At 45.9% G+C, this 12,585-nt stretch carries 19 protein-coding genes; 7 read left to right on the top strand and 12 right to left on the bottom strand.

The window, feature by feature from the left end; translation table 11 throughout:
- Positions 1–429, top strand: coding sequence for a GNAT family N-acetyltransferase (locus RIN81_RS00615; protein WP_242232353.1), 429 nt, complete (start codon positions 1–3; stop codon positions 427–429).
- A gap of 67 nt (positions 430–496) precedes the next feature.
- Here the strand turns inward: RIN81_RS00615 and RIN81_RS00610 are convergent, their stop codons facing one another.
- The 5 genes from RIN81_RS00610 to RIN81_RS00590 form a co-directional block, all read right to left on the bottom strand.
- Complete coding sequence (locus RIN81_RS00610) at positions 497–757, bottom strand: hypothetical protein (RefSeq protein ID WP_309086836.1); 261 nt, start codon at positions 755–757, stop codon at positions 497–499.
- A gap of 155 nt (positions 758–912) precedes the next feature.
- Entirely contained in the window at positions 913–1,161 is a 249-nt protein-coding gene (locus RIN81_RS00605; RefSeq protein WP_309086835.1) for a stage VI sporulation protein F, read from the bottom strand.
- Positions 1,162–1,184: 23 nt separating this feature from the next.
- Positions 1,185–1,298, bottom strand: coding sequence for a YjcZ family sporulation protein (locus RIN81_RS00600; RefSeq protein ID WP_285879211.1), 114 nt, complete (start codon positions 1,296–1,298; stop codon positions 1,185–1,187).
- Positions 1,299–1,366: 68 nt separating this feature from the next.
- Positions 1,367–1,723, bottom strand: a complete 357-nt coding sequence (gene spoVAE, locus RIN81_RS00595) for a stage V sporulation protein AE (protein ID WP_242232356.1) — start codon at positions 1,721–1,723, stop codon at positions 1,367–1,369.
- Between the two features lie 16 nt (positions 1,724–1,739).
- Positions 1,740–2,189: a sporulation protein gene (locus RIN81_RS00590; RefSeq protein ID WP_309086834.1), complete on the bottom strand. Its 450-nt coding sequence runs from the start codon at positions 2,187–2,189 to the stop codon at positions 1,740–1,742.
- A gap of 132 nt (positions 2,190–2,321) precedes the next feature.
- Between RIN81_RS00590 and RIN81_RS00585 the strand changes: the two genes are divergently transcribed.
- Entirely contained in the window at positions 2,322–2,825 is a 504-nt protein-coding gene (locus tag RIN81_RS00585; RefSeq protein ID WP_309086833.1) for a CotY/CotZ family spore coat protein, read from the top strand.
- 33 nt (positions 2,826–2,858) lie between these two features.
- Here RIN81_RS00585 and RIN81_RS00580 read toward each other — a convergent pair whose 3' ends face one another.
- The gene (locus RIN81_RS00580) at positions 2,859–3,266 is read right to left on the bottom strand and encodes a CotO family spore coat protein (RefSeq protein ID WP_309086832.1); all 408 of its coding nucleotides are present in this window, start codon (positions 3,264–3,266) and stop codon (positions 2,859–2,861) included.
- A 68-nt stretch (positions 3,267–3,334) separates the two neighbouring features.
- Entirely contained in the window at positions 3,335–4,114 is a 780-nt protein-coding gene (gene fabI / locus RIN81_RS00575; RefSeq protein WP_309086831.1) for an enoyl-ACP reductase FabI, read from the bottom strand.
- A 163-nt stretch (positions 4,115–4,277) separates the two neighbouring features.
- On the opposite strand from fabI, the gene prpE reads away from it, so the two are divergent.
- Positions 4,278–5,024 (top strand): bis(5'-nucleosyl)-tetraphosphatase PrpE, encoded by a 747-nt coding sequence (gene prpE / locus RIN81_RS00570; RefSeq protein ID WP_309086830.1) that lies wholly within the window; start codon positions 4,278–4,280, stop codon positions 5,022–5,024.
- Between the two features lie 35 nt (positions 5,025–5,059).
- Here prpE and RIN81_RS00565 read toward each other — a convergent pair whose 3' ends face one another.
- From RIN81_RS00565 to RIN81_RS00550, 4 genes are read right to left on the bottom strand one after another with little or no spacing between them, the layout of a single operon-like run.
- On the bottom strand, positions 5,060–5,965 hold the full coding sequence (locus RIN81_RS00565; protein WP_309086829.1) for an RluA family pseudouridine synthase: 906 nt from the start codon (positions 5,963–5,965) through the stop codon (positions 5,060–5,062).
- Positions 5,943–6,737, bottom strand: coding sequence for an NAD kinase (locus RIN81_RS00560; RefSeq protein WP_242232363.1), 795 nt, complete (start codon positions 6,735–6,737; stop codon positions 5,943–5,945). The genes RIN81_RS00565 and RIN81_RS00560 overlap by 23 nt, the downstream gene beginning before the upstream one ends.
- A 26-nt stretch (positions 6,738–6,763) precedes the next feature.
- Complete coding sequence (gene yjbM, locus RIN81_RS00555; protein WP_309086828.1) at positions 6,764–7,381, bottom strand: GTP diphosphokinase; 618 nt, start codon at positions 7,379–7,381, stop codon at positions 6,764–6,766.
- A gap of 15 nt (positions 7,382–7,396) precedes the next feature.
- A complete protein-coding gene (locus RIN81_RS00550) occupies positions 7,397–7,777 on the bottom strand; it encodes a UPF0738 family protein (RefSeq protein WP_251270537.1) in 381 nt (126 codons plus the stop codon).
- 130 nt (positions 7,778–7,907) lie between these two features.
- On the opposite strand from RIN81_RS00550, the gene RIN81_RS00545 reads away from it, so the two are divergent.
- The 4 genes from RIN81_RS00545 (at position 7,908) to RIN81_RS00530 (ending at position 10,455) form a co-directional block, all read left to right on the top strand.
- Complete coding sequence (locus RIN81_RS00545; protein WP_309086827.1) at positions 7,908–8,480, top strand: CYTH domain-containing protein; 573 nt, start codon at positions 7,908–7,910, stop codon at positions 8,478–8,480.
- Between the two features lie 4 nt (positions 8,481–8,484).
- Positions 8,485–9,111: a lytic transglycosylase domain-containing protein gene (locus tag RIN81_RS00540; RefSeq protein WP_309086826.1), complete on the top strand. Its 627-nt coding sequence runs from the start codon at positions 8,485–8,487 to the stop codon at positions 9,109–9,111.
- 121 nt (positions 9,112–9,232) lie between these two features.
- Positions 9,233–9,631, top strand: coding sequence for a globin domain-containing protein (locus RIN81_RS00535; RefSeq protein ID WP_242232367.1), 399 nt, complete (start codon positions 9,233–9,235; stop codon positions 9,629–9,631).
- A 5-nt stretch (positions 9,632–9,636) separates the two neighbouring features.
- Positions 9,637–10,455: a ClpXP adapter SpxH family protein gene (locus RIN81_RS00530; RefSeq protein WP_309087486.1), complete on the top strand. Its 819-nt coding sequence runs from the start codon at positions 9,637–9,639 to the stop codon at positions 10,453–10,455.
- Between the two features lie 249 nt (positions 10,456–10,704).
- Here the strand turns inward: RIN81_RS00530 and pepF are convergent, their stop codons facing one another.
- Positions 10,705–12,519, bottom strand: coding sequence for an oligoendopeptidase F (pepF, locus tag RIN81_RS00525; RefSeq protein ID WP_251270539.1), 1,815 nt, complete (start codon positions 12,517–12,519; stop codon positions 10,705–10,707).
- Positions 12,520–12,585 lie beyond the last annotated feature (66 nt).

The raw sequence follows: 12,585 nt of genomic DNA, 5'->3' as shown, positions 1-12,585 counted from the left end.
GTGAACGTTGTAAAAACAACAGATCTTGATCAGCGGGAAGATGCGTATTCTGTACGCACAACCGTTTTCGTAGGAGAACAAAATGTTCCGCCTGCACTTGAAATTGATGAGCTGGAAGATGAAGCTGTTCATTTTATTTTGTATGATGAAGAGCAAAAGCCGTGCGGCGCCGGCCGGTTTCGTACTGTCGGAGAATTTGGAAAAGTGGAACGGATTTGTGTGCTCAAAGAAGCAAGAGGGCGCGGCGCCGGCAATCTGATTATGGAAGCGATTGAGCAGCATGCTCAATCGGTAGCCGGCCTCACAATGCTTAAGCTTGACGCACAGCTTCATGCTATTCCCTTTTATGAAAAGCGCGGCTATACAGTCGTATCTGGCGAGTTTTTGGATGCAGGCATTTTGCATAAAACGATGACAAAACCGCTGTAACCACAAAAAAGCGTGTTCTCGATGAGGAGAATACGCTTTTTTATGCGCTTATGTAAACGCTGCTTCGTTATGCAAGACGGTCAATTTCAATGCCTCTTCCACTGATCTGCGCCATATGTACACGAAATGCTTCATGCTCACTTTGCCGTTTTCTTCTTATTTCTTCCGTGCTTAACTGGACCTGTGGCTCTGTGCGGTCTTGCAGCACTTTTTCAAATGTTACTTTTGAAGTCGGATCAATCGGTGCATACCCAACGGCTGCTTCGTTTAAAACCCGTTCTCTGTAATCATTGTATTGGAATTGTGGGATTGGAAGAATGTAGCCCATGTTATTCGCTCCTTTCAATAAAATATTCATTAATCTCCATATATATTCGCTTTTTCCTTATTTATTCCTTACGTAAACGCTTTAATTGAGAAACAGATCATTTGACCTGTATAAATAGGAAAAAGAGCAGCGTTTTTGCTGCTCTCTTTCTAGGCTCATTTGATCATCTTTGTGATCGTATTTATATCGAGCTTTTTGCCGTCTTTTAAGATCGTGCGGACGATTTCATCTTCGACCTGCTTCGGCACTTTTTTCCCGGCAAGCGCGGCTGTTTGCGCGACAACCGCACGGATTGTCCGTTCATCTTTGAAATCAGCATATTGAAGAGAGTCGACGAGTGCAAATATATCGCTCATACGCACGCCGGTCTTTTTTTCAATATTGCCGAAAAATTTATCGTTCATTGTCCGCTCCTCCTTCTAATGCATCAATAAAAACTCGCACCGACGATGATGAGCAAAATGAACAAAACAACAATCAATACAAATGTGCTTGAGCCGCCATAACCGCCACCGTAACCGCCGCATCCATACATTGCCATATATTTCTCCCCCTTTCACTGTTCTCTCCTTATCATATGAGAGGGGGGCAAAAAGGGATGGGCCCTGTTCACCCTTTTGGTTTAAAAAAGAGGGCACCGATAAATCCAAACACGATCGCAGCAGAAATACCTGAGCTTGTCACTTCAAACATGCCGGTCAGCACGCCGACTACTCCATGGAGCTTAGCTTCCTGCATCGCACCTTCTACAAGTGAATTGCCAAAGCTTGTAATCGGCATTGTTGCACCGGCGCCGGCAAAACCTACAAGCGGTTCATAAAGATCAAAGCCTGCAAGCAGTGCTCCGACTGAAACGAGAATCGACAACGTATGACCTGGTGTCAACTTTCCAAGGTCCATCATAAGCTGACCAATGACACAAATAAGCCCGCCGACGACAAATGCCCAAAAAAACATTGCGATCATCTTTTTCTTCCTTTCTCTACGCCATTTCTTTTTTCAATTTAATAATTTCCGCCAGGCGTTTGTCCGCTTCTTTTTCTGTAAAATGTCCCGCTTCCATATCTTCTTTTAAACGAACTGCTTCAAGAAAAATCTTATAATCGCTTGACACAACAATTTCTACTTTTTCTTTCTCTGCCGTTTTTTTCATACGTTCAGCCAGTTTTTTTTCGATTTGCTTCATCCGAAACCGCTCCAGATGGCGCACTTTGTAGGCTACAAGCAGCTGCTTCGTGCCTTTTACAACGGCTGTATCGTAAATCTCATCAAAAGAATCTGCTTCCTTTTTTATTTCTGCTGCCAGCTGATCATCATGACCGTCCAGCTGAACAGCATCGGGATCTGCTTTTTCAATCATCGCCGTCCCGTCGTGCTCGGGTCCGCACCCTGCCAGCAAAAGAACTAAAAAAATGCATGCTGTTTTTTTCATACCCGCACCTCCATTTTCGATCAGTATGTGCGAAACCAAAAAAAAAATTCCATTCAATGCGGCATTTGTCCATGCCTTTTTGAATGAAATTCATACTGTAATAATGTACCGATATTAAAGGAGGAATGCACAATGGGATGCCACAAGCATCGCGATGATGACAAGTTTGAGAGCTGTGTATGCGAAGTTGTCCGCGCGATCCGTGATATTCAAGACGCACGAGAAGATGAAGAGTGCCGTGATTGCAAAGACTGCTTCGCTGAGCCGCTGGGCGACCTGGATGGACCGCGCCGCCGCAATGCAGATACACGTGTGTTTACACTGACAACAAAAAAAGGGAAGCCATTTTTTGCTTTCTTTAGTCCAGATGAAGCTGATGATTGTGACGCCGGCTGTGTATCCATCTTCTTCCGTGTAGAAGATGTATTTGACAGCTGCTGTGCGCGCCTGCGGGTACTTATGCCGCTTGATGATGATCATGAGCCGGTTAACCTTGCCTGCGACGAAGGTATCAGCTTAAAGCAGGTGTGTAAAGTCGAAAATTTTGACAAGACACGAAGCTGCATAACGGTCGATCTAAATGAATTTATTGCGGTTCAGTGCATCAAAGACGTTGATCTTGATATCTGCCGTTAAAATCTACCGCCTCCACTAACGGGGCGGCTTTTTTTATGTTCCAGCGAGACGGATATACACAATGTCAGCAATAGGAACCTGCACCGGTGTATGGCTTTCTTCATCAAGTATCCATACGTACGTTTCATCAAACGATTGAATAACACCCCGAACCGTAGGACCACTCCACTCAAAACGGCACGGAACCGGAATGCGCCGCTCAGCAAGGTAAACGACTTTTTCTGTTATACTCATTTCCCGAAATGGTTTTAAGCGGCCGTCGCCTGACTTTTCTTCTTTTTTTTGGACCGGCGGCGTCAATTGCTTTTCCTCAACCTCTTGTTTCACCTCTTCGATAATTTCTCCCTCTGATTCTGCTTTAGCAATTTTCTGCATTACGGGCTGAATAGGTGTCAAATGAGGCTGACCAATATAAAGCAAGGGACCAGGTGTTTTTTTCATATGCACACACCTCCGCTTTTTTGTCCAGTATATGCAGAAAAACCGCCCAATATGGACGGTTTTTTTAATTAATTGCCTGTAATGTGGTAGCCGGAATCCACATGAATGTTTTCACCGGTAATGCCACGAGACATATCGCTGAACAAGAAAACAGCTGTATCGCCTACTTCTTCCTGTGTTGTTGTCCGGCGAAGCGGTGCTCGTTCTTCAATTTGAGTCAGCATCTCATTAAAATCACTAATGCCTTTTGCAGCCAGTGTACGAATTGGTCCTGCAGAAATCGAGTTCACACGAATGCCGTCTTTGCCAAGATCAGCAGCCAAATAACGCACGCTTGCATCAAGGGACGCTTTTGCGACACCCATCACGTTGTAGTTTGTAATTACGCGCTCACCGCCGAGGTACGTCAGTGTCACAATGCTGCCGCCTTCTGTCATAAGAGGCTTCGCATATTTTGCTACCGCTGTCAGCGAGTAAGCACTGATGTTGTGGGCAAGCATAAAGCCATCGCGGGATGTATCGACAAAATCGCCGTCTAAGTCTTCTTTGTTGGCAAACGCGATACAATGAGCAAGACCGTGGATGACACCTTCTTTTTCTTTGATGGCACGGAAGCATTCTTCAATCGCGGAATCATCTGTTACATCACATGGTAAAATGAACGGATCCTTTTGATTTTCAAGTGTTGCCGCCAGGTCACGAACGTTTTTTTCTAAACGATCGCCTGCATAAGTAAAAATAAGACGTGCTCCTGCTGCATCCAGAGAGCGGGCAATTCCCCATGCAATGCTGCGCTTGTTGGCAACACCCATTACGACAAATGTTTTTCCTTCAAGTGAAAATAGCATAAATCCGCTCCTCCATTTATACAAGTTATTAGTACCTAGTGTTAATCTTATCATGATTGCCAAAAAAATCAACGAATATCATGCCAGCTTTTGCCCGGCTTTTAAATTTTCTCCAAACGGATTATACTAATGCAGTAGACAAAAATGAATGGGGAGCGATTGAATGAAGCTGGATATTATCGGAGACATACACGGCTGTTTCGATGAGTTTCATATGCTGACGCATACGCTTGGATACAAATGGGACGAAGGTATCCCTATTCATCCGGATAGGCGGACGCTGGCTTTCGTCGGCGACTTAACCGACCGGGGCCCGGATTCGGTCCGGGTAATGGACGTTGTCTGCCGGCTGTTTGAAGAGCAAAATGCCCTTTTTGTGCCAGGCAACCACTGCAATAAGCTGTACCGGTATTTTCTTGGCAACAACGTTCAGGAAACACATGGACTGGAAACAACAGTGGCAGAGCTTGATTCCATGCCTGCCAATGAATACCGCCTGCTTAGAAAACGGTTCCTGTCTATGTATGAAGAGTCACCGCTCTATCACGTGCTTGAAGACCAGCGGCTTGTGATTGCTCACGCCGGGATACGTGCCGACTATATTGGCCGATTTGATGCGCGTGTAAAAACGTTTGTGCTTTACGGAGACATTACAGGTGAAAAACATCCGGATGGCTCTCCTGTCCGCCGCGACTGGGCAAAAAAGTACGCAGGAGATGCATATGTTGTGTACGGCCATACGCCTGTCAGCGCGCCGCGCGCGATCGGCAACACCATCAATATCGACACCGGCTGTGTATTTGGCGGCAAGCTGACCGCACTGCGCTGGCCGGAGCGTGAAATCCTATCGGTGGATTCCCAACAGCCGCTCGTTCGAGAAAAATTCCGTTCATTCTGCGATGTTTCATAAAAAAACCCGGGTTCCATAGTGGAATCCGGGTTTTTCTATATAACCATATTTCTCATATCCATTGGCATGGGCATTGTAAGATCGATAGGCGAGCCTGTTACAGGATGGTGAAACGACAGCGATCCACAGTGAAGTGCCTGCCTGTTTATGCGGCTCCTGCTGCCTCCATATAAATCATCGCCTGCAAGCGGATGACCAAGATGGGCAAGATGAACACGAATCTGGTGCGTCCGCCCGGTTTCCGGCTTAACAGCCACATGAGCAAAATCATCGTACTGCCGGATCACTTTGTAAACCGTCCGGGCATATTGGCCGTCCTCACGCACCATTCGTTCAATAATGCTGTCGTCCCGGCGGCCAATCGGCGCTTCTACTAAACCGGATGCCTGCTCAAAAATGCCTTCTGCAAGTGCTTCATATTGACGGAACACCTTTTTTTGCTTTTGCATCTCAGACATTAAATGATGCACGTATCGGTTTTTCGCCGCAAGGACAATCCCTGATGTATCGCGGTCCAGCCGGGTAACGATGTGTGCCGTTGCCTGCAGCCCCTGCTCCCTATACAGCCAGAGCAGGCCGGATGCAAGCGAGCCGGATGGATGCTCGCGGGACGGAATCGTGTTCATGCCCGCCGGCTTGGCGACAGCGATCAGCGCTTCATCCTCAAACAAAACCGGAAGATCGACCGGCTCCGCCTCGAGTCCGCCTGATGGTAATTCGGGCGGAAACACTACCCGTACGGCATCTCCTGCGGATAACACATGGCGGACATTTACTTCACAGCCATTTACTTCAATCAGCCCGCCGGTAAATTTAATATCCGTTAAAGCACGCTTGGAGATCGCCTTTTGCGCTAAAAAGGTTCGGAGCAGCAGTCCATCCTCATCCGCAGTCCAGCACAATTCGAACGGCTTTCCATTAACTGCTGACAAAGGAATCATGCACCCTTTTCCAAAATGGGAACGGCCGGAAGCGGGCAAAACGGATTTTTTCTGTGGCAACACGATATTGAATGGATTTTACATCTTTATGCAAAATTGTTAAGTGATCGATAGTCACTAAAAAATCCGGCCGGTTAACCGGTTTTAAAATACACGTATGGTGAGCGGGCAAAATCAGCGGTGAGCCAACAGTCCGGAACACACGGTTGTTGATCGATGCCATTTCCGCCAGCTGCAGGGCGCGGATTGACGGATGCAAAATAGCTCCGCCAAGCGCTTTATTATAGGCTGTGCTGCCAGATGGCGTTGATACGCACAAGCCATCGCCGCGAAAACGCTCAAACTGCTCGCCGCGAATTTCCACATCCATTACAAGTGTTCCATCCACACTTTTAACGGTTGATTCATTCAAGGCCAAATAGCGTGTTTCTTTACCCCCATCCTGATAGCGGATAATCGCTTCAAGAAGTGGATATTCAATGATCTGATATGGCGTCCGCGCAATGGCGATTACCAGCTTCTCAATTTCATCCGGTGTCCAGTCCGCATAAAAACCAAGATGTCCCGTATGTACCCCGACAAATGCCGTTTTATCAAGACGTCCATTATACCGGTGAAACGCGTAAAGAAGCGTTCCATCTCCTCCAACCGAAATGACGATATCCGGCTCGCTTTCATCGTACGTTAATTTAAAATCCGTCAGGTAATTGCGGATTTTATGCATTAATGCATTGGACTTGGCGTCCCCTTTTGATGTAATCGCAAATTTCATTCTGCCTCACCCCTGCCGTTTAGTAGTCATTCTTTTTTCTTTGTAAAAAACAGCTGCGCTTCCTGGATCTCTTCCCGGATCAAGGACATTTCCTCGTCCAGCCGGAAAGCGGCCTCTGCCGCACGCTGCAGCCTTGTTTGAATTTCTTCCGGAAAATCGCCATTGTATTTATAATTCAGCGAATGCTCAATGGTCGCCCAGAAATTCATGGCAAGCGTTCTGATTTGAATTTCAGCAAGCAGCTTTCTTTCCCCGTGAATGGTCTGTACCGGATATTCAATCACTACATGATAGGATCTGTAGCCGCTTGGTTTTTTATGGGAAATATAATCTTTTTCTTCAACGATTTTAAAATCTTTCCGCTTGCGCAAAATCTCCACAACGATTTTAATATCATCCACAAACTGGCACATCATGCGCAGCCCGGCAATGTCTTGCATATCCTGCTGGATGCGTTCCATTGGAATTCGTTTCGTTTCCATCTTATCTAGGATGCTTGGAACCGGCTTTACCCGTCCTGTCACAAATTCGATTGGTGAACGGTCGTCTTCCAGTGTAAACTGCTTGCGAATGCCGCGCAGCTTCACTTTTAATTCCTCTACCGCCTGCTTGTACGGTACTAAAAACTCATCCCAGTTGTCCATGCACGGTGTCCTCCATTAGCGCTGTTCGGCGAAAAAAACACGTTCCACTTTCTCTACCATTTCTTCGCCGTAGTTGCTGTTTCCTTCGATGTTGACAAGCAGATCGCTCATTTCCTCATGAAACGAGGCAAGCAGAAATGTACCGTCCGCTCCGGCTGCTTCAACCGGATGCCCGCCGTCAATCGCTCTCTTTACTTCTTCCCACGTACTCTCGTGTACATATAGATAAACATATCCCGGCTCTGCTTCCGCCAGATACACAAAAGCCGCGGCGTCTGAATCGGTAATCACCTGGGAGACCGGCTTCAAGTGTGTGACCTGTACCTCTTCCTCTGATAAAAGACGAAGCGTTTCGCCTGCCCATTCTGTTTTTGTAAAATGCCATTTCGTTCTCATTCTTCACTTCTCCTTTACAACAACCGTTCATTCAAAACTTCGTAAACATTTTACCACATTTTACTCTTTCAAACACGGTTCGAACAGGATACAATAAAAGAAGAACATTATGGAAAATGAGGCGGACACGATGAAGGAAGAAATTGAAATTGAATTTAAATGTGTGGTTACAAAAACACAGTTTGATCAGCTTGTCGCCGCTTTTGATCCAGGACCTTTTCAACAGCAGTCCAACCACTATTTTGATACATCAGATTTTTTGCTTAAAGAAGCCGGCGCCGCGCTTCGCATCCGTGAAAAGGGCGGACGAGCGGAAATGACGCTGAAAGAACCAGCAGATACAGGTCTTTTAGAATCAACGGTTTCATTATCACAACTTGAAGTGAAGGACGCCTTAGCCGGCACTCTTCCTGATAATAAAGTCATCAGCCGGGCGGCTGGCCGCGCTGGCGCGGCCAGTTTCGCTCACTTTGGCACGCTTTCAACAACACGGGCAGAGATGGCTTACGAAGGCGGCCTGCTCGTGTTTGACCATAGCACGTATCTCGGGCAGGAAGATTACGAGATTGAATATGAAGCAAAGGATGCTTCTGGAGAAGATGTTTTTTATCAAATTTTGAAGAAATATGGCATTGACTACACACCGGCAGAAAATAAAATCCGCCGTTTCTATCACGCACTTACACAACATGGGGGAAACTAACAACGTGGATACAAACTTTTTCAACACGATGATCAACACGACTGTCGCTAAAGCCGCTGGAACAGGAACCACTTCTCCATTTTCTTCTGCCGCTGGGACAGGCAATGTGTTTGGCTCTATTTTACAGCAGGCGCTTGCGCAGGGTCTTGAAATTATTCAAGCCGGGACCTCCGCTTCCGTGAGTGCCGCTTCTTCTGCAGCATCTGCACCAGCCCTCTTCACAAAAGCCGGCGCCGACATTGCAGCCGCACCTAAAACAGATTTTGATGATATTATTACCAGGGCTGCCGAGAAGTACAATGTTCCGAAAAAATTGATCCAATCTGTGATTAAACAGGAATCCAATTTTAACCCGAATGCCGTCAGCTACGCGGGCGCTTCAGGGCTTATGCAATTAATGCCGGGCACTGCAAGCTACCTCGGTGTTAAAGATTCAATGGACCCAGAACAAAACATATTTGGCGGAACGAAATATTTACGCCAAATGCTCGATATGTTTGATGGAGACATTTCCCTTGCGCTCGCTGCATATAATGCAGGGCCGGGCAACGTAAAGAAGTATGGCGGCATCCCGCCATTCAATGAAACACAAAACTATGTAAAAAAGATCACCGGCTACTACAATGCGTAGAGCCGGTTTTTTTTAAAGAAAAGGGATGTTTTGGAGATATGCCCTCAATCCTATCATTTGTTTTATGTCGAAAGCCTTGTTAAAATGAAGATACATTACGAGGAAAAAAGGAGTAACGTTTATGGCCGAGCAATCCAATGTTCCATACGACATCATTGGCGGGAAACAGCTTTCAGAACTGGTGGACGTTTTTTACAGCCGCGTTTCGCAGCATCCGGATCTTGCGCCGATTTTTCCCGATGATTTAACCGAAACTGCCCGAAAGCAGAAACAATTTCTAACTCAATTTCTAGGTGGACCAAGCCTTTATACAGATGAACACGGGCACCCGATGCTCCGGGCACGCCATTTGCCTTTCCCTATTACGCCAGCACGCGCAGAAGCCTGGCTGGAGTGCATGAATGCGGCAATGGATGATGTGCATTTAACCGGTGAATTGCGTGTTTTCTTTTTTGAACGACTTAAACAAACGGCGTTTCATATGGTGAACCAGCCGGATGATAAGGGTGATGCTTTGTGAATTCGATGCAACTGCCTGAACGTATTTGCTCTGCCCGGCAAAAGCCGCTCGAACTCTATGTATTTATTGATCCTTTGTGCCCGGATTGCTGGGCGCTCGACCCCCTTATTCGGAAGCTGCAAGTAGAATACGGCCATTATTTCAAGTTGAAGCAGGTATTAACCGGCAAGCTGACTGCCTTGAATACAGCTAAGCCTCTTCTTGCAGTGGAGCAAAGCGGGCTTGCCTGCGAGGAATCCGTCTGGGAGGAAGAGACGATCGAATCTCCTTTTCTTGCATCTATTGCCATCAAAGCAGCTGAGCTGCAAGGAAAACGGGCCGGCAGTAAGTTCCTCCGGAGAATTCAGGAGCAATTATTTTTAGATAAAGAGAATGTCGCAGATATAACTGTGTTAACCCGCTGTGCTGAAGAGGCGGGACTCGACAAAAGCGAGTTTTTAAATGATATTTATTCAGCTGGTGCCACAAAAGCCTTTCAAAGTGATTTAACGGTCACATGTGAAATGGATGTGGACGAAGCGCCGACGATCGTATTTTTTAATGAACGCATTGAAGATGAAGGTATTAAAATTGCCGGCCTTTATTCCTATGATATTTACGTACAAATTCTGCAGGAAATTCTAGAAGAAATACCAGAACCGCTTGACCCGCCTTCACTTGAAGAATTTATGCAATACTTTCGCATTGCGGCCACAAGTGAAATAAGAGGCGTTTATGATTGGACCGACGGCCAGACAGAATGCGAAATGAAAAAACTGCTTCTGCAGCGAAAAGTCCGCAGGATCCATACGAAGCACGGCACTTTTTGGGAATATATTCAGTAAAAACGCCAGCATCGGATGCTGGTGTTTTTTTTAGTGCATCCAAATAGAAAAAGCCCCGCCGAAGCGGGGCTCTTTCTTACGAACAAAGGGGATGGGAGAAATTTTTCACGGTCAAACAAAGGGGTATATGTTTGTTTGTGATCAACTTCACGACCCCATCGTACCATGTGTGGCACATTTTTTGCAAGGAATGACCCTTCAATTCACAAAATCGACATAATAATGGATTTGACAGCGATAACTTACAAATTAACCCAATAATTTCTCCATTTCGTCCAGTGTTTCCTCAAACACACGGCAGGCTGCTTCAATCGGACCTGCTTCCGTCATATCAACGCCTGCACGCTTTAATACTTCAATTGGATCTGCAGAGCTTCCTGCTTTTAAGAACTCATTAATGTACCGCTGGGCAGCCGGCTCGCCATCTTTTAAAATTTGTGAAGACAGCGCAATCGCTGCACTTAAGCCTGTCGCATACTGATATACGTAATAATTATAATAGAAATGCGGAATGCGTGCCCATTCAAGTGCAATTTCTTCATCAATAACCATATCATCACCGAAATACTTTTTATTCAGTGCGTAATAAGCTTCACTTAAGCCATCTGCTGTCAGTGCTTCTCCCTTTTGCGCTTTTTCATGAATCAGGTGTTCAAATTCTGCAAACATCGTCTGGCGAAAAATCGTGCCGCGGAATGTTTCAAGAAAATGATTCAGCAAGTAAATGCGTTTTTTCTCATCGTCTGTTGCTTTCAGCAAATAATCATTTAAAATGGATTCGTTGCACGTAGAAGCCACTTCTGCTACGAAAATAGAGTAGTCCCCATAAATATACGGCTGGCTCGCACGTGTATAATAGCTGTGAATGCTGTGCCCAAATTCATGAGCAAGTGTAAACAAATTGTTTACATTATCCTGCCAGTTCATCAGAACGTAAGGATTTGTGCCATAAGCACCGGAGGAGTAAGCCCCGCTTCTTTTTCCTTTATTCTCCACTACATCGACCCAGCGGCTTTCTAACCCTGTCGTTAAAATCTCGATGTATTCTTTTCCGAGCGGCTGTAAACCTTTTTGAAGAAGATCTTTCGCTTCGTCATACGTGACATCAAACTTGCCTTCTGCTACAAGCGGCGTATACAAATCGTACATATGCAGTTCATCAAGACCAAGTACCCGCTTGCGCAGCGCCACATAACGGTGAAGCAACGGCAGATTTTTGTTAATGGTAGCCACTAAATTGTCGTATACCTCTTCAGGAATATGATTACGTGACAGTGCTGCCTCTCGCGCGCTGTTGTAATGGCGTACACTTGCAGAGAAATTATCCCGTTTCACCTGGCCGGATAGCGTTGAAGCAAATGTATTTTTAAATTTTCCATAGGTGGCATACACGGCTTTAAAAGCTTCCTCTCGAACACGTCGGTCCGATGACTCAAGAAACCGCACGTAGTTGCCGTGTGTAATTTGTACACTTTCTCCGTTTTCATCCTGGATAACCGGAAATTCCAGGTCAGCATTATTCAGCATTCCAAATGTTGCACTCGATGAACCTAATACATCTGATGCCTGCGCCAGTAAATTCTCTTCTGTTGCAGACAGAACATGCGGACGCTGCTTGTTTAAGTCATCCAGCACTTTTTTGTACAATTGGAGCGGCTCATGGGATGCGACAAACCCATTTACTTTTTCTTCGTCAATCGACAAAATTTCAGGATCGGCAAACGAAAGCGCTCCTGCAATTTGCGTATACAGCATTTTAGCCCGGTCATTCATGCCCTGGTAATGAGCGTTTTGAGTATCTTCATCGTAGCGCATATGCGCATACGTATATAGACGGCCCATCCGCTCAAGCAGAACATCCTGCCAGGAGAAAAAGGCATACATCTGCTCTGCACTTTCATCAAGGGTCCCTCTATAGGAAGAGGCTTCTCCTGCAAGCGTCTGAAGCGCTTTAAACTCCTTCTCCCACTCTTCATCCGTTACAAAAATATCTTCAAGACGCCATTTCAGCTCCTCCGGCACCTCGGAACGTGCCGGAAGCTGTTTTACTGCATTTTCTGCCATCTTCAAAAACCTCCTTTTATGTATATAACCATTCTCCTTCCTTATTATATAATCCTTTGTTTTTCA

Source organism: Domibacillus sp., assembly GCF_031181085.1.
Classification (GTDB): Bacteria; Bacillota; Bacilli; order Bacillales; family Domibacillaceae; genus Domibacillus.
Note: the sequence above shows the minus strand (reverse complement) of the source record. Positions and strands in the feature narration are given on the sequence as shown.

Bases quoted from the DNA above. Each gene is read 5' to 3' on its own strand.
- yjbM (WP_309086828.1), bottom strand. From the start codon at position 7,381: ATGGACAACTGGGATGAGTTTTTAGTACCGTACAAGCAGGCGGTAGAG.
- RIN81_RS00530 (WP_309087486.1), top strand. From the start codon at position 9,637: ATGCAACTGCCTGAACGTATTTGCTCTGCCCGGCAAAAGCCGCTCGAA.
- RIN81_RS00600 (WP_285879211.1), bottom strand. From the start codon at position 1,298: ATGGCAATGTATGGATGCGGCGGTTACGGTGGCGGTTATGGCGGCTCA.
- RIN81_RS00535 (WP_242232367.1), top strand. From the start codon at position 9,233: ATGGCCGAGCAATCCAATGTTCCATACGACATCATTGGCGGGAAACAG.
- RIN81_RS00560 (WP_242232363.1), bottom strand. From the start codon at position 6,737: ATGAAATTTGCGATTACATCAAAAGGGGACGCCAAGTCCAATGCATTA.
- pepF (WP_251270539.1), bottom strand. From the start codon at position 12,519: ATGGCAGAAAATGCAGTAAAACAGCTTCCGGCACGTTCCGAGGTGCCG.
- RIN81_RS00545 (WP_309086827.1), top strand. From the start codon at position 7,908: ATGAAGGAAGAAATTGAAATTGAATTTAAATGTGTGGTTACAAAAACA.
- prpE (WP_309086830.1), top strand. From the start codon at position 4,278: ATGAAGCTGGATATTATCGGAGACATACACGGCTGTTTCGATGAGTTT.
- RIN81_RS00565 (WP_309086829.1), bottom strand. From the start codon at position 5,965: ATGATTCCTTTGTCAGCAGTTAATGGAAAGCCGTTCGAATTGTGCTGG.
- RIN81_RS00580 (WP_309086832.1), bottom strand. From the start codon at position 3,266: ATGAAAAAAACACCTGGTCCCTTGCTTTATATTGGTCAGCCTCATTTG.
- RIN81_RS00585 (WP_309086833.1), top strand. From the start codon at position 2,322: ATGGGATGCCACAAGCATCGCGATGATGACAAGTTTGAGAGCTGTGTA.
- RIN81_RS00550 (WP_251270537.1), bottom strand. From the start codon at position 7,777: ATGAGAACGAAATGGCATTTTACAAAAACAGAATGGGCAGGCGAAACG.
- RIN81_RS00610 (WP_309086836.1), bottom strand. From the start codon at position 757: ATGGGCTACATTCTTCCAATCCCACAATTCCAATACAATGATTACAGA.
- fabI (WP_309086831.1), bottom strand. From the start codon at position 4,114: ATGCTATTTTCACTTGAAGGAAAAACATTTGTCGTAATGGGTGTTGCC.
- RIN81_RS00590 (WP_309086834.1), bottom strand. From the start codon at position 2,189: ATGAAAAAAACAGCATGCATTTTTTTAGTTCTTTTGCTGGCAGGGTGC.
- RIN81_RS00605 (WP_309086835.1), bottom strand. From the start codon at position 1,161: ATGAACGATAAATTTTTCGGCAATATTGAAAAAAAGACCGGCGTGCGT.
- spoVAE (WP_242232356.1), bottom strand. From the start codon at position 1,723: ATGATCGCAATGTTTTTTTGGGCATTTGTCGTCGGCGGGCTTATTTGT.